Origin of the sequence: Burkholderia sp. HI4860, assembly GCF_002223045.2 — a bacterium.
Lineage (GTDB): Bacteria > Pseudomonadota > Gammaproteobacteria > Burkholderiales > Burkholderiaceae > Burkholderia.
In genome coordinates, this window is record NZ_NKFO02000003.1 from 126,893 (window position 1) to 143,863 (window position 16,971).

The window sequence follows — 16,971 nt, forward strand, 5'->3', positions numbered from 1 at the left end:
GCGTTTGGCGCGCCGCTTGCGCGCGTCAGAACCCGAGCGCGACCGCGAGCAGCCCGCTCGCGATCCCGAACACGACGACGAGCGTCGCGACGATCGCCAGCATGTACGGCTTGAACGAACGCGCGAGCATCGCGAGCGACGGCACGCTGATCGGCGGCAACGTCATCAGCAGCGCGGCGGCCGGGCCGACGCCCATGCCGAGCGACAGCATTGCCTGGATGATCGGCACCTCGCCGGCCGTCGGGATCACGAACAGCATGCCCGCGACCGCGAATGCAATGATCCAGCCGAGATGATTGCCGATGTCCGGGCCGATATGCGGGAACAGCCACGCGCGCGCGGCGCCGAGCAGCAGCACGAGCACGATGTATTCGGGCACGAGTCGCACGGCCATGCGCGCGAGCAGCTTCATCCAGCGAACGAACGGATTGCCGGCCGCTGCCTGCTCGGCCGCCAGCGCGGCGAGCTGCGCATCGTCGATGCTGCGGTCTTCGGGGCGTGCGATGCGGTTCAGCAGATAGCCGATCCCGAACACCATCGCGATGCCGAGCACGAGGCGCAGCGCACTCCAGTGCCAGCCGAGCACGAAGCCCATGAAGACCAGTGCCGCCGGGTTCAGCACCGTGTTGCCGAGCCAGAACGCGACCGCGCCGCCCGGCGATGCATGGCGCGCACGCAGCCCCGCGACGACCGGCGCCGCACAGCACGTGCACATCATGCCGGGCAGCGACAGCAGACCGCCCGCGGCGACGCTGCCGAAGCCGGTGCGGCCGAGCACGCGCGCGACCCAATGCGCGGGCAGCAGCGCCTGCACGGCCGAACCGAGCAGCAGGCCCAGCACCATTGCCTGCCAGATCGCCTTGCCGTACGCCCACGCGTAGTCGAGCGCGGCCTTCAGCGACGGCTCGGGCGCCGCCGCCGACGTGCCCATCAGGATCGACTGGCCGATAGAATGATGCTCGGCGGCGACGAACGCCTTGTTGTAGTACGGGAACCATTTCACATAGAACAGGCCCGCGACCGCGATCAGCAGGAAGGTCATCCAGCCGAGGGCCGGACTGGGTTGGGTGCGTGTGGTCGTCATCGTGTGGTCGTCGATTGGTTTTGATCAGTTTCGAATGTCGCGCCTGCAGCAAACGCGGCCGATGCGGGTAGCCCGGCCCGTGCGAGCTGGGCCAGCAGCGCACGCGCCTGCTCGCGCCCATCGGCGGCGTTGGGCCGGAACGTGAACGTCAGCGCCCGGTTCGGCTTGTTGTACGTCGCGCGATAGGTGCGCGCATAGGCGGGATCGTAATGCTTGTCGATCAGCTCGGTGAACAGTTCGGCCCGTGCGTCCGCGTCGATCAGCGCCTTCCAGTGCGTCACCTGCTCACGGCTGTGCAGGCCGATCAGCCGATGGAGCTGCGCCTTGAACGCATCCGGTTCGTCGAACAGGTGCGCGTAATCGTCGAGGAGGAATGCGATGCGCTCGTCGTGCGCCGCGTCGACATGCACCCACGGCCCCGCGTGAAACGCTTCGATCAACGCGATCGGCAATTGCACGAGCCCGATCCTGCGGCTTTCCGATTCGACGAACACCGGCCATTCGGGGTCGAAACGTCCAAGCGTTTCGACGAGCCCGGAATCGAATCCCTTCTGCGCCGGCTGCGACTTGCCCGGCAGCGCACCAAGCAGCGAACCGCGATGGCACGCGAGCGCCTCGAGATCGAGCGTCTGCGCGCCCACGTCGCGCAGTGCGTTCAGCAGGCGCGTCTTGCCGCAGCCCGTATGGCCGACGAGCGCGATGTAGCGAAAGCGCGTCGGCAGCGAGTCGAGCGTCGCGCATACCGACTGGCGGTACGCTTTGTAGCCGCCGTCGAGCTGGCGCGCCTTCCAGCCGATCAGGTTGAACCAGGTCGTCATCGAGCCCGAGCGCTTGCCGCCGCGCCAGCAGTAGATCAGCGGCCGCCAGTTGCGTGGACGGTCGGCGAAGGTCGTGTCGAGATGGCGCGCGATGTTGCGCGCGACGATGGCCGCGCCGACCCGCGTCGCCTCGTACGGCGACACCTGGCGGTACATCGTCCCGACGAGCACGCGCTCCTCGTTGCTGAGCACGGGTGCGTTCAGCGCGCCGGGAATATGGTCCTCGGCGAACTCGAGCGGCGTGCGCACGTCGATGATCTCGTCGAACTCGCCGGCGCGATCGAGGGTGACAATCAGGTTCTTCAATTTGGCGTCGAACAGGGGCGATGCGGCTCGATGAGCCGCATGGGCACGGAAGGCGGATTGACGATTATCTCACGGGCCGGCCTCTCGGGCCGCGCGCGGCAGTCGGCGGCGCCGACGCGGCCTGCATCGCGTCGATCAGATGATCGCGGAACGCGCGAACCGACGCGGGCAGATCGCGCCCCGCCATCGTCTGCACCTGGATGCTGCGCTCGCGCAGCTGCGGGTTCGTCACGGGCACGACGACGAAGCCGTCCGCGGCGCAGCGATCACGCACCGACAGCAGCCCCGTGAACATCACCGCGCCCGTGCGCCGCGCGTAACCGTACATCGCCGCCGTGTTGTTGCTCGTCAGTTCGGGCTCGAGCAGCAGCCCGTCGAGCGCGCACGCGATGTCGATCAACTGGCGCACCGTCGTGCCGGCCTCGGGCAGCACGTGCGGGTGACGGGCGACATCGGCGAGCGACACGGCCTCCCGCGTCGCGAGCGGATGGTCGTGCCGCACCAGCGCGAAGATCGGCGCGCGCTCGGAGTGGTCGACGCGCACGCCCTTCTCCGGCGCGAGGCTGAAGCTCAACGCGATGTCCACGTCGCCATCGCGCACACGCCGCGTCGCGTCCGCCGGCGACACCACCCATACGGAGAAATCGACACCCGGATGGCGCGCCTTGAAGCTGGCGAGCGTGCCGGGCAGGAAGTCGATCGCGAACCCTTCCGAGCACGCGATCTTCAGCAGGCTGCCGTGCAGCGCATCGAGCCCGCCGATGTCCTTCATCACGTGCTCGGCCTCCAGCAGGCTGCGCTGCGCGAACGCCAGCAGCCGCTCGCCGGCCTCCGACAACGCCATCCCGCGCGGCCGGCGCTCGAACAGCGGTGCGCCGAGCTCGCTCTCCAGTTTCGCGATCTGGCGGCTGATCGCCGATACGGCCACGTGCAGCCGCGCGGACGCGTCGCTGATCGAACCGGTGCGCGCCACTTCGACGAAATACCGCAATGCCAGGCCATGCAGGAAAGCCGCCATCGTTCTGTCTCCGCCCGGCTGCCGGCCGTGCCGCTTTGCCTTTTCGGCAACGAAAGGTTCGAAATTCGATCATTGTGACAAAAAAAACGGCTTCCTAGAATCGATCGCACTTCACGCTGCGTGCCCGATCCGGCGCGTGCAGGAACCCGTCAGAGGAGACCCGACTTGAGCCGTACCGCCGCCATCCAGCACGCGCTGAACCAGTTCGAATCCGGTGCGTTCTTCACGACCCTGAGCCGCCGCGTCGGCCTGCGCACCGAAAGCCAGGACAGCGGCAACGAAGCCGCGCTACGCGCCTACCTGACCGACGAGATCGCCCCCGAGGCCGCGCGCCTCGGCTTCACGTCGCGGATCGTCGACAATCCCGTCGACGGCGGCGGCCCGTTCCTGGTCGCGTCGCGCCACGAAGACGACACGCTGCCGACCGTGCTGATCTACGGCCACGGCGACGTCGTGCGCGGCTACGACGCGCAATGGCGCGCGCCGTTGTCGCCGTGGACGCTGACGGCCGACGGCGACCGCTGGTACGGCCGCGGCAGCGCCGACAACAAGGGCCAGCACACCATCAACCTGGCCGCGCTGGCGAGCGTGCTCGACGCGCGCGGCGGCCGGCTCGGCTTCAACGCGAAGCTGCTGATCGAGATGGGCGAGGAAACGGGTTCGCCGGGCCTCGACGCACTGTGCCGCCAGGAGCGCGACGCGCTCGCGGCCGACGTGCTGATCGCCTCCGACGGCCCGCGCATCGCCGCCGCGCGCCCGACGGTATTCCTCGGCTCGCGTGGTTCGGTCAATTTCAAGCTGAGCCTGCGCGCCCGCGACGGCGCCCATCACTCCGGCAACTGGGGCGGGCTGTTGCGCAATCCGGCGATCGTGCTCGCGCATGCGCTCGCGAGCCTCGTCGACGCGCGCGGCACGATTCGCGTCGCGGGGCTGCGTCCGCCGCCGATCCCGGCCGCCGTGCGCGATGCGCTCGCCGATCTTTCCGTCGGCGGCGGCCCCGGCGATCCGGCGCTCGACGCCGACTGGGGCGAGCCCGGCCTCACCGCGCCCGAGCGCGTGTTCGGCTGGAACACGTTCGAGATCCTCGCGTTCAAGGCCGGCAACCCCGAGCACCCCGTCAATGCGATCCCGCCCGCCGCGTACGCGCACTGCCAGTTGCGCTTCGTCGTCGGCACCGACTGGGAAGCGCTGCACGCGCATCTGCGCACGCACCTCGATGCGCACGGCTTCGCCGACATCGAGATCGACGTCGAGCGCGGCGCACCGGCGACGCGCGTGCCGCCGGACGATCCGTGGGTGCGCTGGGCCGTCGCGTCGCTCGCGCGGACCACCGGCAAGAAGCCCGCGATCCTGCCGAATCTCGGCGGCACGCTGCCGAACGAAGTGTTCGCCGACACGCTCGGGCTGCCGACGCTGTGGGTGCCGCACTCGTACCCGGCGTGCTCGCAGCACGCACCGGACGAGCACCTGCTCGCGAGCGTCGTCAGCGAGGGGCTGCAGATGATGGCCGGCCTCTTCTGGGATCTCGGCGACGACGCGCCGACCGCTCGCCGCACCGCGCCCGCCGCGGCCGGCGCCGCCCTGTAACGCGCTTCGCCCTTCTCACGGGACGTGCAAACACGATGAATACGACCACCCTCACTTCGCAGGAAGCCGCCCGCCCCAGCGCCGCGAAGATCCGGCGCATCATCTTCGCGGCGTCGATCGGCAACGCGCTCGAATGGTTCGACCTGATCGTCTACGGCTTCTTCGCGGTGACGATCGCCAAGCTGTTCTTCCCCGCCACCAGCGAAGCAACGTCGCTGATGCTGACGCTCGGCACGTTCGGGCTGTCCTACCTGATCCGGCCGATCGGCGGCTTCATCCTCGGCGCCTATGCGGATCGCGCGGGCCGCAAGGCGTCGCTGCTGCTGTCGATCGCGATGATGATGGCCGGCACGCTGCTGATCGCGCTGATGCCGACCTACGCGTCGATCGGCCTGCTCGCGCCGCTCGGAATCATGCTGTCGCGGCTGATGCAGGGCTTTTCCGCGGGCGGCGAATTCGCGAGTTCGACCGCGTTCCTCGTCGAGCACGCGCCGCAGCGGCGCGGTTTCATGTCGAGCTGGCAGTTCGCGAGCCAGGGCCTCGCGACGCTGCTCGCATCGGGCTTCGGCGCGTTGCTGACCGCCACGCTGACGACCGCGCAACTCGAAAGCTGGGGCTGGCGCGTGCCGTTCCTGTTCGGGCTCGCGATCGGCCCGGTCGGGCTGTATATCCGCCGCTACGTCGACGAAGGCGTCGAGTTCAAGACGCAGGCACGCTCGGCAGCGCCGGTGCGCGAGCTGTTCGCGGAACACAAGGTGCGGGTGCTGCTGTCGATCGGCGCGCTCGTGATCTCGACCGCGATCAACTACATGATCCTGTACATGCCGACTTACGCGATCAAGCAACTCGGGCTGCCCGCATCGACTGGCTTCGCGGCCACGCTCGCGACCGGCTTCGTGCTCACGCTCGTCACACCGGTCGTCGGCCACCTGTCCGATCGTACCGGGCGGATCCGCATGATGGCGGTCGCGGCGGTCCTGATGCTCGTCACCGTGTACCCGACGTTCGCGTGGCTCACGCGTCACGCGTCGTTCGCGACGATGCTCGCTGCCCTGGTCTGGATCGGTGCGCTGAAGGCGATGTACTGCGGCGCGCTGCCGGCGCTGATGGCCGAGCTGTTCCCGTCGCAAACCCGCGCAACGGGGCTCGCGGTCAGCTACAACACGGGGGTCACGCTGTTCGGCGGCTTCGCGCCGTTCGTCATCACCTGGCTGATCAGCGCGACCGGCAACCGGCTGTCGCCGGCGCTCTATCTGATGGGGTGCGCGCTGCTGAGCCTCGCCGCGCTGTTCGTCGCGCGCACGCGGCTCAAGATGCGCTAACGGAACAACCGACGGCGCGACGATGCGCCGCCGGTGCGGCCCGTCGCGGCATCGCTGCCGTGCGGGCCGGACGCCGCCTTCAGGTCAAGGCGCCGGGTTCGGCTGCAGTTCGTGCAGCGCGTCGATCTCAGCGAGGATCTCGTCGGACAGCTTCACGTCGACGCTGCCGATGTTCTCCTTCAACTGCTTGAGCGACGTCGCCCCGATCAGGTTGCTGCGCGTGAACGGCCGGCTGTTGACGAACGCCAGCGCGAGCTGCGCGGGCGACAGCCCGTGACGGCGCGCGAGCGCGACATAGCGCGACGTCGCCTCGACGGCCTGCGGCTTGCTGTAGCGCTGGAAGCGTTCGAACAACGTGATGCGGGCGCCAGCCGGACGCGCACCGTTCTCGTACTTGCCGGACAGCCAGCCGAACGCGAGCGGCGAATACGCGAGCAAGCCGACGCCATCGCGATGCGTGAATTCCGACAGCCCGTTCTCGAACGTGCGGTTCAGCAGGCTGTACGGATTCTGGATGCTCGCGATGCGCGGCAGCCCGAGCTTCTCGGCCGCGCGCAGGAACTGCGCGACGCCCCACGGCGTTTCGTTCGACACGCCGATCGCACGCACCTTGCCGGCCTTCACGAATTCCGCGAGCACGCCGAGGGTTTCCTCGATCGGCACCGTATAAGCATCGTCGACCCACGGATAGGCGGGACGGCCGAACGTCGTCGTGCTGCGATCGGGCCAGTGCAGCTGGTAGAGATCGACGTAGTCGGTCTGCAGGCGCTTGAGGCTGCCGTCGAGCGCTTCGGTCAGGTTCTTGCGGTCGAACTGGTTGCCTTCGCCGCGGATATGGCGCGGATTGTGCGGCTGCCGCGCCGGCCCGGCGATTTTCGTCGCGAGCACGATGCGATCGCGCTGTGCGCGATGCTGCGCGAGCCAGGTGCCGATGTACGCCTCGGTGCGCCCCTGCGTGTCGGGTTTCGGCGGTACCGGATACATCTCCGCGGTATCGATCAGCGTGACGCCCTGCCCGATCGCGTAATCGATCTGCTCGTGCGCATCACGCTCCGAATTCTGCTCGCCCCACGTCATCGTGCCCAGGCCGATCAGGCTCACCTCGATGCCCGAATCGCCAAGTGTGCGGTATTCCATGCTGTTCCTGTCGCGTCGGTGGAAAGCAGGAACGCTATCACATTGAAGCGACTGCTTCAGACAGGCTCCGGCTACGCTTACAGGCGGCCTTCGGCGCCGGCAACGAGGTTCACGCGCCGGCCCGGACGATGGCGCCGCCGCCCGCCGTCACTGCGGCCGCTGGATGAAACAGGTCGCCGACGCATGCGCGACGATCTTGTCGTCCGCGGTCTTCAGCGTGCCCTCCGCGACGCCCAGCGAACGTGACAGGTGGATCACGCGCCCTTCCGCGACCAGGTCGACGTCGCGCGGCACGGGCCGCAGCATCTTCACATGCAGGTCGACCGTGCCGTAGCCGACACCCGCATCCAGCATCGAATGCACCGCGCACCCGGTGACCGAATCGAGCACCGTCGCGGCGAACCCGCCGTGCACGCCGCCGAGCGGATTCAGGTGCCGGTCGTCTGCCCGCGCCGAAAACTTCACATAACCGAGCTCGACGTCGAGCGGACGCATCGGGATCGTCTCGGAAATCGACGCGAGCGGCGCATCGCCCGATACCGCCGCGCGCAACAGATCGAGACCAGACAGGGAAAGCGGGTTCATCGGGTTGTCTCCGGGTTGAAAGCGCGTCGCCGCGCGAGTAAGTTCTAAATTGGAACTCATTATTGACAACGACGGCGGCCGTTGTCAACGTGGCCGGGCCCGTTACAACCGAAGGCGGGTTCTATAATCGAACCCGCTGTTTCGCTGAACCGCCGCCAAGGATGCAAGAGACTCGACGATGAAATGGGATGACATCGGCACGCTGAACTGTTCAGTCGCGCGTACGCTCGCCGTGCTCGGCGACCGCTGGACCATGCTGATCCTCCGCAACGCGTTCCTCGGCTGCCGCCGCTTCGACGCGTTCCAGACCCAGCTTGGCCTCACGCGTCATGTGCTGGCCGAGCGGCTCGCGCGACTCGTCGACGAAGGCGTGCTGGTCAAGCGCGCGTATCAAGAGCGGCCGCCGCGGTTCGAATACCGGCTGACCGACAAGGGCCTCGACCTCTACCCGACCCTGCTCGCACTGACGGCGTGGGGCGACCGCTGGAAAGACGACGGCCAGGGGCCGCCGGTGCAGTTGCGTCACCGCACGTGCGGCCATCTGATGCATGCGGTCACCGTATGCTCCGCGTGCGGCGAGCCGCTCGACGCGCGCGACGTGCAGCCGGAGCGTGGCCCCGGTTGGATAGCAGCCGAGGCAGCCGGGGCGCCCGCGGCCGAGGATTGATGCTGCGTCGTGCATTCATGAGTGAACGCGTAGCGCACACGGATCGTTAGTCGCACTCACACTGCTGTTGCGTGCCGCATCATGCCCAACCGGCCGCGCGCGCATGGCTTATACGCTGCCATTCCACCACCATCGCACGCGCAATCGCGCGCTGCTATCGCCTGCATCCGTCGATCAACCCGATCACGCACTCGGATCCTGTACAACGCAACTTTGCATCACCGCCCCTGCGATCACGGTCATCGCGATGCGTCGTCCCGTCTCATCCACACGTGACCAGGCCGCCACGTCTGCGTTACACTCACGGCCCGCTGTCTCGAAATTGTTCGCTGTCCAAGATGTTGTCGCGCAATCGCCTCGCCGCTGCCTGTCTCGCCGCCTCCCTGCTCGCCACTCCGTACGCCGCCTTCGGCAAGACGCAAAGTGAATCGCTGCTCCAGCAGGCGATCGACTTGGTGTCGCGTTGGCTGCCGGCCCCCACTCACGAAGCGCCCGCGACCCAGGTCGTCGAATCGGCGTTTTCGCCCGATGGCGGTGCCGAAGCGCTCGTGCTGAAAGCGATCGGCGCCGCGCGCAGCTCGATCCGCGTCGCCGCCTATTCGTTCACGTCGCCGCCCGTCACGCGCGCACTGCTCGCGGCGAAGCGACGCGGCGTGAATGTCGCGGTGGTCGTCGACGACAAGGGCAATCGCGCCAAGAGCAGCAAGCAGGCGCTGAACCTGCTCGTCAACGCGGGTATCCCGACGCGCACGATCGACGCCTATGCGATCCATCACGACAAGTACCTCGTGATCGACGCCGAGCACGTCGAAACGGGCTCGTTCAACTACAGCGCATCGGCAGCCAGCCGCAATTCCGAGAACGTCGTCGTGGTGTGGAACAACCCGCAACTCGCGTCGCGTTATCTCACGCACTGGCAAAGCCGCTTCGACCAGGGCACGCCGTACCACTCCAGCTACTGAGGCAGGCCGCGCGGCGCGCGCCCCGTGTTCGATCCGCCGTGGTACTGATGATCGGCGAGCGTGGCGCGAAGCTCAATTCAGCCGAATGGCCAGCGCGCCGCCGCACTCAATGGATGTCGGGCGCCCGCCCGGTCGCCGCACCGGCCTGCGTCGTCGGCGCACAGCGATTCGCCTGTCCGCTCGCGCCGCTTGCCGACGACGGCGGCAAGCCGCCGGGCAGCGCGCTGCTCACGCAAACGACGCCGAATGCCAGCGTGTTCTGAACCATCGGATAAAGAAGATACAGCGCAAACGCGAGATAGCCCGCGTACAGAAATCGAACCATGGTGTGGTGGGAGGCGATGAACGAATGGACTCGCCCTGTTTACGGCACTGCGCCGGGGTACCTTGAGGTATCGCGCCGCCGATTGCGCATCTCGGCGAAACGCGGCCCCATGGCGCCTGCTTCTCACCCGATCTGCATCGATTCGTGCCGGGCCGAAACCACCGGTCGGCGGATTGGCAACGTGGCGATGCGCGGAACAATGCGCGATACTGTCCGACATACGATCCCGTAACCGGCCTCGCAGCCGGAACAAAAGACAAGGCCCATGCAAATCGCCCCGAAACCGGCTGACGAGGCGGCCCGGCTCGATACGCTTCATTCGCTCTCGATCCTCGACACGCCGCCCGAAGAGCGCTTCGATCGCCTGACGCGTCTTGCACGCAGGCTGTTCGACGTACCGATCGCCCTCGTCAGCCTCGTCGACGACGATCGCCAGTGGTTCAAGAGCCATGCCGGGCTCGACGTCACGCAAACGTCGCGCGACGTGTCGTTCTGCGCCCATGCGCTGCACGAGGGCCATACGATGGTGATCCAGGATGCGCTGAACGACAATCGCTTCCACGACAACCCGCTCGTCACCGGCGCGCCCGGCATCCGCTTCTACGCCGGTCGGCCGATCACGGCACCGAACGGCGCACCCATCGGCACGCTGTGCCTGATCGACACGCGGCCGCGCTCGCTCGAACCCGACGAGCTCGCGCTGCTCGGCGATCTCGCCCACATGACCGAGCGCGAGATCGCCGCACTGCATTTCGCGACCACCGACGAGCTCACGCAACTGACCAACCGGCGCGGCTTCGAGATTCTCGCCCGCCACGTGCTGAGCCTGTGCGATCGCCTCGACCGTCACGCGGTGCTGCTGTTCTTCGACCTGAACGATTTCAAGTCGATCAACGACCGCTTTGGCCACGCCGAAGGCGACCACGCGCTCAAGGCCTTCGCCGACACGCTGACGGGCGCGCTGCGCGACAGCGACGTGATCGCCCGGCTTGGCGGCGACGAATTCGTCGTGCTGCTGAGCGCCACCGATCCGGCCGACGTGGCCGAGCCGGTCGAACGCGTGACGCGGGCGCTCGCGCTGCGCAACGCGGCCGACGCACGCGGCTATGACATCCGGTTCAGCGTCGGGCATGTCGACTACGATCCCGCGCACCATCGCGACGTGGCCGACCTGCTCGCCTCGGCCGATCAACGGATGTACGAGCACAAGCAACGCGGCAAGTCGACCGGCGCGTAAGCGCGGACGGAACGGGCGCAGGCACGCGCCGCCGCCCCGTTGCTCAATTGGTGTTGCGTGGTTGCGTCAGCTTCCGCACGGCGGCGCGCTGGCCATGGCCTGCGCGATCTGCTCGGGCGTCAGGTCGCGCTGATGCGTCGCGAGCGACCAGCGATGGCCGAACGGATCCTCGACCTGTCCGTAGCGATCGCCCCAGAACATGTCGGCCGCCGGAATCGTGACCGTCGCGCCGGCCGCGACCGCCTTCGCGATCGCCGCGTCGGTGTCCGGCACGTACAGGTGCAGGCAGACCGGCGTGCCTTTCAGTGCCTTCGGCCCGAGCGCGCCGTGCTCGGGCATTTCATCCACCAGCATCAGTGTCGAATCGCCAATCACGAGGCACGCGTGCGCGAGCCGGCCGTCGGGCATCGCCAGGCGAAACTGTTCGCTCGCATTGAACGCACGCTTGTAAAAGTCGATGGCTGCGGTTGCGCCGGCGCAGATCAGGTGCGGCGTCAGCGTGCGCATCCCTTCCGGGATCGGTTTGACGGACGTGGACATGGGTGTCGCTCCTTCGGGCGGTTGTCGTATCGGAATCGGGACGGACGCGCGATGCGCACGCCTCCGATGCTACGACGGACGAACCCGGCGGAAATCGACACGGCGGCCGACATTTTTTTGTTTTCCCGGTATCGGCGCACATGGGTTCCCCGCATCGGGCGTCATCGGCCCGTCAGGTCGGCCTCGTTGTCCGGTACGCCGAACTGCCGGCGGCATGCCTCCAGCAATCCGGCCACCGCGTCGAGCGGCAGATCGGCAAACCGGGCGATCGGCAGCATCACCCCACCCGGTACCTTGTTGCGCGATGAAAGCGCCGAGAACTGGTAGCCGATGTAGCGATTTCCGGCAACGCTGATGATCCGGAATTCGGTGACGTCACGCCATCGCGTGACGGGTTGCTCGCGCAAAGCCCCGACCAGCCTGAAGCCCGTCTCGTCGACATGCAGCGCCATCCTGCGCCGCGACGACACGAAGAAGGCGGCCCCCGCCAGCGCCAGCAACACGGCCAGTACCGCCACGGGCCAAAGCGCCGGCGCGGCCGCGTAACCGCACAGGCTCGCCACGGCCAGCACCGCGCACGCGATCGCCCTTCCTTTCAGGCTCCGGCCGTCGACCGCCAGCATCACCGGCAACGGGCCGACGACGGTTCCCGCATCGGGATCGACATGCCGGCCGGAATCGGTGGTTTCGCTTTCGTCGTTCATCGCGCAATCGCTCACATCGACGACAACCCGCTCATCGAGGCCGGGTATCCGATCGACGCGCCGAGACAGGCGGCCCGTCGCCGGAAAACGGTCGGGATCGGTGAAGGTAAGTATCGACGCACGACAACGCGCCTTCGTCCGCGTGGAACGGGCCACGCTCCGTCGGCATCGGTCATGTTCAGTTGCACACCTTGACGGTACCGTTGGTCGTGCATTGACCAATGGCCCAGTGGCTCTGCCCTGCCAGATGAGGTGCCTGGCCGACGCCACGGATAGGCTCGGACGGCGACGATGCCGGCACGGCCGCGGCAGCCGACGCGGTGTCGGGCGACGGTAACGGAGGCGGCTCGGGCGCGGTCTGGCAAGCCGACAGCGCCAGACAAAGCGCGGATGCCGACAGGGCGAGGAGCGGTCTGGACATGGTCTCGTACGCGTTTGCGATATTCGCTTCCGGTAAAACGGGCTCGCTCAAGATCACGTGCCCCGTCAGACCGTTCGGCGCAACCGCCAATGCAGCATGACAGTCATCCAATACTACTCCTCGCGATCGACGTCGCGCGAGCGGCCGTTCGGCCAGGTGCCACCCTCCATGCGGCGGCACCCGTTATCGCTGACGCATGCCGCGCCGGTCAGATTTGCGGCAGGTCGCGCAAAGTGCGCGACTCGTTCGTTGCATCGATGTCGAGTTCGATGCCTTCCGATGCATCGCGATACAGCACGCGCTTCAGCCGGGGCCCGATCGCGGTGGCGTCCGCTGCCGAGAAGATTGCGCGGACATCGTTACCGGACGCGAGCGCACGCGCCACATCTGCCACCGGTGCTTCGCTGGGCGTCGCCGCCCACGACCGGTCAGCCGGATTCACGGCCGCCCAGCGCACGTGCGTCACGCGCGCGCTGAGCGGATCGATTCGCACGCCATTCACCGCAAACATCGACATCGGCATCTCCTTCGAATTTTTTGCGGCCCGCCGCACCGATACACGATCACGGACGGCCCCAGATCTCGCAGACGTTTCCCGCCGGATCGGCCACGGAAATCGCGATCGTGCCGTCGCCGTAGTCCCACTCGTTCAGGATACTGACGCGACACGACTCAAGTCGCGCGACGGCTTCCGACACGTGCGCGACTTCGATCGCCAACGCAATGCCATGGCCAGTCGGACGAAACTCAGGATACGGAAACTTGCCACCGCTACCCGTATGGATGGTCAGCGTCGCCCCGTCCAAGACAAAGCGATGCCACGGATTCCCCGCAGCCGACACGCCTTCGGCATGCACGGGCAGCGCGAGCGCCAACCGATAGAAATCCACCACCGCCCGGAAGCGATCGTCTTCGACCGGCACCAGAATGCCCAGACTCGCGATCATGCGCGCTTCTCCGGCCCACGTGATTTTCGATGATACATTGGGACGCTTTACAACCGTCAACAGACAATCGTGCACGGGAGAAACACATGACCGACGCCTGGGGAACCTTCCCTGCCAGAATGGGCGACCATCAGGCTTTCATCAGCTTCAACCACAGCTTTGCGGAAATCGCCGAAGGCGATCCGCGTACGTCGCTGCTCAGCGTGCGCGTCCCCTTTGCGCATCCGACACCGGAGGGCCTGCCGACCGGCGACGAATTCACCGACCTCGCGACGATCGAGGATCTGCTCGACGCCACGATCACAGCGAAAGGGGGCGTGCAGGTTGGCCGCATCACCGTCGACGGCCATCGGGATTTCCTCTTCTACGTGCCGTTCGACCAAGAGGCAGCGGCGGAGATCGTCGACGCGCTGGCCGATCAGACGACTTACGCCCTGCAGTACGCGCATCAGGACGATCCGGACAAGGAAGCGTACTGGCAGACGCTCTACCCGACCGATGACGACTGGCTGATCATGCGCGACATGCGCGTGCTGGACGAATTGCGCAAGAAAGGCGACGCCAGCGACGTAAGTCGGCGCGTGATGCACTGGGCGTACTTCCCCGACCCGAGCGACGCGCATCAGTTCGCGGACTGGGCCGAATCGAAAGGCTATCCGGTCGAATCGGTGGCGCCCACCGAGGACGGCAAGTCGGCGGTCCGGTTTTCACATGAAGGCACCATGGCGCTGGCCGACATCACGCGCCATACGATCGCGATCAACCACGAAGTGCGTGCACTCGGAGGGGATTACGACGGATGGGAAACCAGCGTGGAACAGGCTGGCTGAGCGGGTCGACCTGCCCACTGTGCGACACGTGATGCAACGCATCCAGCGCAAAAAATATCCCGGCGGCATGCTTGCGCGCCGCCGGGACCAAGGCATCACCGGCCGAAACCGGCGATGGGCCTGAGGGTTCGCTCAGGCACGAGGAAAGCGATTCGTGCGGATCAGGCGAACGGATGCCGGGGTGCGCAATCGATGCGCTCACGCCGCCCGCCGGACGCCCGTCCGGTTCCGTCGACGCAGCCTCCCCGCGTCGGACGGGCAAAAAGCCCCCGCTCCTGCGCGAGCGAGCGGGGAAACGGTTGACCGGGCCGGGGAAGAACGGTCAACCGGCCAAATTGTGAGCGTGGGCCGCGCAACGATCTGTGCGGCAACTCACCATTTGGTGACAATGCCGCAGCAATTGGTTCGCTCGCGTGCCGCGCGGATCGCGTCACGGTCCGAGCGCAACGCCCGCGACCGGCGCGAGCACCACCACGATGACGGGTGACAGCACCACGGCCCCGATCATCATCACGCCGTCGGCTGCGAGCGTGACAGGCGTCGCTAGCACGCGCACGGCCTTGCCCGCCGTCGTGATGCGGTCGGTGACCGGGATCTTGTACGCATGCGCAAACGACGACCACGTCTTGCGTTGCGCAAAACCATCGGCGAGATAGCGCGATCCGGCCAGTTCACCCTTCATCCCGAGATCCCAGTCTCCGAGCTTCGTGAAGCCGTCCTCCAGCGCACGATTCCAATCCTCATTGGTCATGTCATCGCGATGGAGCCGCAGCGAGAAATCGCCCGAAATCTTGCTGCCCTGCGCGACGAACCCAGATAGCGACGCCTCGATCGATTTCCGGTAAGGCGATGCCAGCACCGCGCCGAGATGCTCCGGCATCTCGAAGATGTAGTGATATTTCTTGCCGAGCACGACGAATTTCTTGCCGTCCTCGCTGACGAGGAATCGGTCGACTGTCTCTTCGTAATGGCCGTCTTCGAACAGCATTGCAGTGCAGCCTGTCAGGCCGGCAGCGACAACGATCACGCCCGCCGTCAGCAGCGTTCTTCTTTTCATTTCTGGAGTTTTATTTTGTTTTAATTCAATCGGATATTTTCAGCCCGAACCCAGTTTCCGGTAAGTCGCAGGCGTTGTCAAAGCAGGTTTATTCTATTTTTCCGATCGACACGATTGGGGCTTCATTTTCCGGTACCGACTTTTTCGAAACCGTATTTTTCGAACACCGGGACGCGCGTCATGACAACCGGGTTTCGTCATCGTGACGGTCAGCTGAAAAGCCATTCTGCGACCCGCTCTATCCAGTCGAGGTCGCCAGCGATATCGATGACGGTTTCGCCGACGATTTCGGCAGTCGATGTGGTCGATACGCCCGTCGCCACCGCCCCGGCAGCAACCGCATTCGCATTCGCGTTCGCCATTTCGACCGGCGCGCCCGAGCGCGGATCGGCCAGTCGCTCCAGCCAGTCGACGATGTTAGCGCGCGCATCCTCTTCATCAGCGAAATCATGTCGCTCGAGAAAGCGATCGAACACGATCCACGCAAGCGTCTTGCTTCGCGAATCGGATTCGAGATGCCAGTCGACAACGCCTGTCCGACCGGACGCCCTGATTTCGAGCATCGCGGTGAAACAGTAATCGAGGTACTCGATTTCAAGTTTCGACGACATGGTTTTCTCCGGTCAATCTGCCAGTGCCGTACTTACGATGAGCCGCGCATCCTGTTCCTCGACACTGTATGAATCTTCGATGAAATTCGCGCGGCGCATCATGTCCTCGGGCAGTATCGAGATATTCTCGTGACCTGTCGATATCGATCGCCGACACATGAGCGCAATCGATTTGCCCACCATTCTCCTCCGCGCTTTTGCTGGCGGCTCAGATTCTGCCGCGAATCGCTCCGATTTCCTCTTTCGGGTATTGTCCTGCCTCGCCGCCGCAATCGCGCTGCTAAACTGGAATCAATAAGGCCGCTCGCGGCATCAGAGGAAACAATGGCACTCGCCCACGCACACGAAAATGGCGTAGAAGTCTGGGTTATCCAGCTTCCCGGGCACACACCCTATGCCTACACGCACCTCAAGCGGGTATTCTCGTCTGACGATACGCGCCATCGGGTCGTGACGATCGACCTGCCGAAACTGCTGGAATGTGCCGACCGCGACACGACGGACTACGTGCTCCCGTCCGTTCTGTACTGGGCCCCTGGAAAAGCCGCGGGCATTCGCGAATTCCTCGATCCTGAACAGGACAGGATTGCGGACATGCCATACATCACGTTTCGCGAGACGCGAACGCGAACGCTGCTCGGCATCCCCGGCCTGTCGAAGGTCGGCGTCGCGTCGTTCCGCAACGGCCAGCATCGCGCACGCTATCTGGCCTATGCAGGCGCAACGACCCTGCCCGTCGAGGTGCACGAGACGGAAGCCGATTTGCTCGTGCGGTACTGCGGCGAGTAGCGACGGAGCCCGTTCGGCCTTCGC

Annotated in this window: 20 protein-coding genes; 7 read left to right on the plus strand and 13 right to left on the minus strand. The window is 66.2% G+C overall.

Annotated elements, in window-relative coordinates; genetic code table 11:
• Positions 1-25 precede the first annotated feature (25 nt).
• The 3 genes from CFB34_RS15615 to CFB34_RS15625 form a co-directional block, all read right to left on the minus strand.
• Complete coding sequence (locus tag CFB34_RS15615) at positions 26-1,084, minus strand: permease (RefSeq protein ID WP_089440018.1); 1,059 nt, start codon at positions 1,082-1,084, stop codon at positions 26-28.
• A complete protein-coding gene (gene mnmH, locus CFB34_RS15620; RefSeq protein ID WP_089440017.1) occupies positions 1,081-2,208 on the minus strand; it encodes a tRNA 2-selenouridine(34) synthase MnmH in 1,128 nt (375 codons plus the stop codon). The genes CFB34_RS15615 and mnmH overlap by 4 nt, the downstream gene beginning before the upstream one ends.
• A gap of 64 nt (positions 2,209-2,272) precedes the next feature.
• A complete protein-coding gene (locus CFB34_RS15625; RefSeq protein ID WP_089440016.1) occupies positions 2,273-3,226 on the minus strand; it encodes a LysR family transcriptional regulator in 954 nt (317 codons plus the stop codon).
• Positions 3,227-3,391: 165 nt separating this feature from the next.
• Between CFB34_RS15625 and CFB34_RS15630 the strand changes: the two genes are divergently transcribed.
• Both CFB34_RS15630 and CFB34_RS15635 read left to right on the plus strand, forming a co-directional pair.
• Positions 3,392-4,813 carry a M20 family metallopeptidase gene (locus CFB34_RS15630; RefSeq protein ID WP_089440015.1) on the plus strand — a complete coding sequence of 474 codons (1,422 nt, stop codon included), beginning with the start codon at positions 3,392-3,394 and terminating at the stop codon, positions 4,811-4,813.
• A gap of 35 nt (positions 4,814-4,848) precedes the next feature.
• Complete coding sequence (locus tag CFB34_RS15635) at positions 4,849-6,135, plus strand: MFS transporter (protein WP_089440014.1); 1,287 nt, start codon at positions 4,849-4,851, stop codon at positions 6,133-6,135.
• 84 nt (positions 6,136-6,219) lie between these two features.
• Here the strand turns inward: CFB34_RS15635 and CFB34_RS15640 are convergent, their stop codons facing one another.
• Positions 6,220-7,272, minus strand: a complete 1,053-nt coding sequence (locus tag CFB34_RS15640; RefSeq protein ID WP_089440013.1) for an NADP(H)-dependent aldo-keto reductase — start codon at positions 7,270-7,272, stop codon at positions 6,220-6,222.
• A 147-nt stretch (positions 7,273-7,419) separates the two neighbouring features.
• The gene (locus tag CFB34_RS15645; protein WP_069247883.1) at positions 7,420-7,857 is read right to left on the minus strand and encodes a PaaI family thioesterase; all 438 of its coding nucleotides are present in this window, start codon (positions 7,855-7,857) and stop codon (positions 7,420-7,422) included.
• 178 nt (positions 7,858-8,035) lie between these two features.
• Here CFB34_RS15645 and CFB34_RS15650 point away from each other — a divergent pair, with 178 nt between their 5' ends.
• On the plus strand, positions 8,036-8,524 hold the full coding sequence (locus CFB34_RS15650) for a helix-turn-helix domain-containing protein (RefSeq protein WP_089440012.1): 489 nt from the start codon (positions 8,036-8,038) through the stop codon (positions 8,522-8,524).
• A gap of 338 nt (positions 8,525-8,862) precedes the next feature.
• Positions 8,863-9,486: a phospholipase D family protein gene (locus CFB34_RS15655; protein ID WP_089440011.1), complete on the plus strand. Its 624-nt coding sequence runs from the start codon at positions 8,863-8,865 to the stop codon at positions 9,484-9,486.
• Positions 9,487-9,592: 106 nt separating this feature from the next.
• Here CFB34_RS15655 and CFB34_RS15660 read toward each other — a convergent pair whose 3' ends face one another.
• Positions 9,593-9,811, minus strand: coding sequence for a hypothetical protein (locus CFB34_RS15660; RefSeq protein WP_089440010.1), 219 nt, complete (start codon positions 9,809-9,811; stop codon positions 9,593-9,595).
• A 265-nt stretch (positions 9,812-10,076) separates the two neighbouring features.
• On the opposite strand from CFB34_RS15660, the gene CFB34_RS15665 reads away from it, so the two are divergent.
• Positions 10,077-11,048 (plus strand): sensor domain-containing diguanylate cyclase, encoded by a 972-nt coding sequence (locus tag CFB34_RS15665; protein WP_089440009.1) that lies wholly within the window; start codon positions 10,077-10,079, stop codon positions 11,046-11,048.
• Between the two features lie 66 nt (positions 11,049-11,114).
• On the opposite strand, the gene CFB34_RS15670 is transcribed toward CFB34_RS15665, so the two are convergent.
• From CFB34_RS15670 to CFB34_RS15690, 5 genes are all read right to left on the minus strand, one after another.
• Complete coding sequence (locus CFB34_RS15670; RefSeq protein ID WP_089440008.1) at positions 11,115-11,588, minus strand: VOC family protein; 474 nt, start codon at positions 11,586-11,588, stop codon at positions 11,115-11,117.
• A gap of 161 nt (positions 11,589-11,749) precedes the next feature.
• Positions 11,750-12,292: an aspartyl-tRNA synthetase gene (locus CFB34_RS15675; RefSeq protein WP_089440007.1), complete on the minus strand. Its 543-nt coding sequence runs from the start codon at positions 12,290-12,292 to the stop codon at positions 11,750-11,752.
• A 178-nt stretch (positions 12,293-12,470) separates the two neighbouring features.
• Positions 12,471-12,713 (minus strand): hypothetical protein, encoded by a 243-nt coding sequence (locus CFB34_RS15680; RefSeq protein ID WP_089440396.1) that lies wholly within the window; start codon positions 12,711-12,713, stop codon positions 12,471-12,473.
• A 208-nt stretch (positions 12,714-12,921) separates the two neighbouring features.
• Entirely contained in the window at positions 12,922-13,230 is a 309-nt protein-coding gene (locus CFB34_RS15685) for a phosphatidylserine/phosphatidylglycerophosphate/cardiolipin synthase (protein ID WP_089440395.1), read from the minus strand.
• Between the two features lie 46 nt (positions 13,231-13,276).
• Complete coding sequence (locus tag CFB34_RS15690) at positions 13,277-13,660, minus strand: VOC family protein (RefSeq protein WP_089440006.1); 384 nt, start codon at positions 13,658-13,660, stop codon at positions 13,277-13,279.
• A gap of 86 nt (positions 13,661-13,746) precedes the next feature.
• On the opposite strand from CFB34_RS15690, the gene CFB34_RS15695 reads away from it, so the two are divergent.
• Positions 13,747-14,490, plus strand: coding sequence for a DUF695 domain-containing protein (locus CFB34_RS15695; RefSeq protein WP_089440005.1), 744 nt, complete (start codon positions 13,747-13,749; stop codon positions 14,488-14,490).
• A gap of 430 nt (positions 14,491-14,920) precedes the next feature.
• Here CFB34_RS15695 and CFB34_RS15700 read toward each other — a convergent pair whose 3' ends face one another.
• Positions 14,921-15,547: a hypothetical protein gene (locus CFB34_RS15700; RefSeq protein WP_089440004.1), complete on the minus strand. Its 627-nt coding sequence runs from the start codon at positions 15,545-15,547 to the stop codon at positions 14,921-14,923.
• Positions 15,548-15,756: 209 nt separating this feature from the next.
• Positions 15,757-16,158: a hypothetical protein gene (locus CFB34_RS15705; protein ID WP_089440003.1), complete on the minus strand. Its 402-nt coding sequence runs from the start codon at positions 16,156-16,158 to the stop codon at positions 15,757-15,759.
• Positions 16,159-16,482: 324 nt separating this feature from the next.
• Here CFB34_RS15705 and CFB34_RS15710 point away from each other — a divergent pair, with 324 nt between their 5' ends.
• Positions 16,483-16,947: a hypothetical protein gene (locus CFB34_RS15710; protein ID WP_089440002.1), complete on the plus strand. Its 465-nt coding sequence runs from the start codon at positions 16,483-16,485 to the stop codon at positions 16,945-16,947.
• Positions 16,948-16,971: the final 24 nt, after the last annotated feature.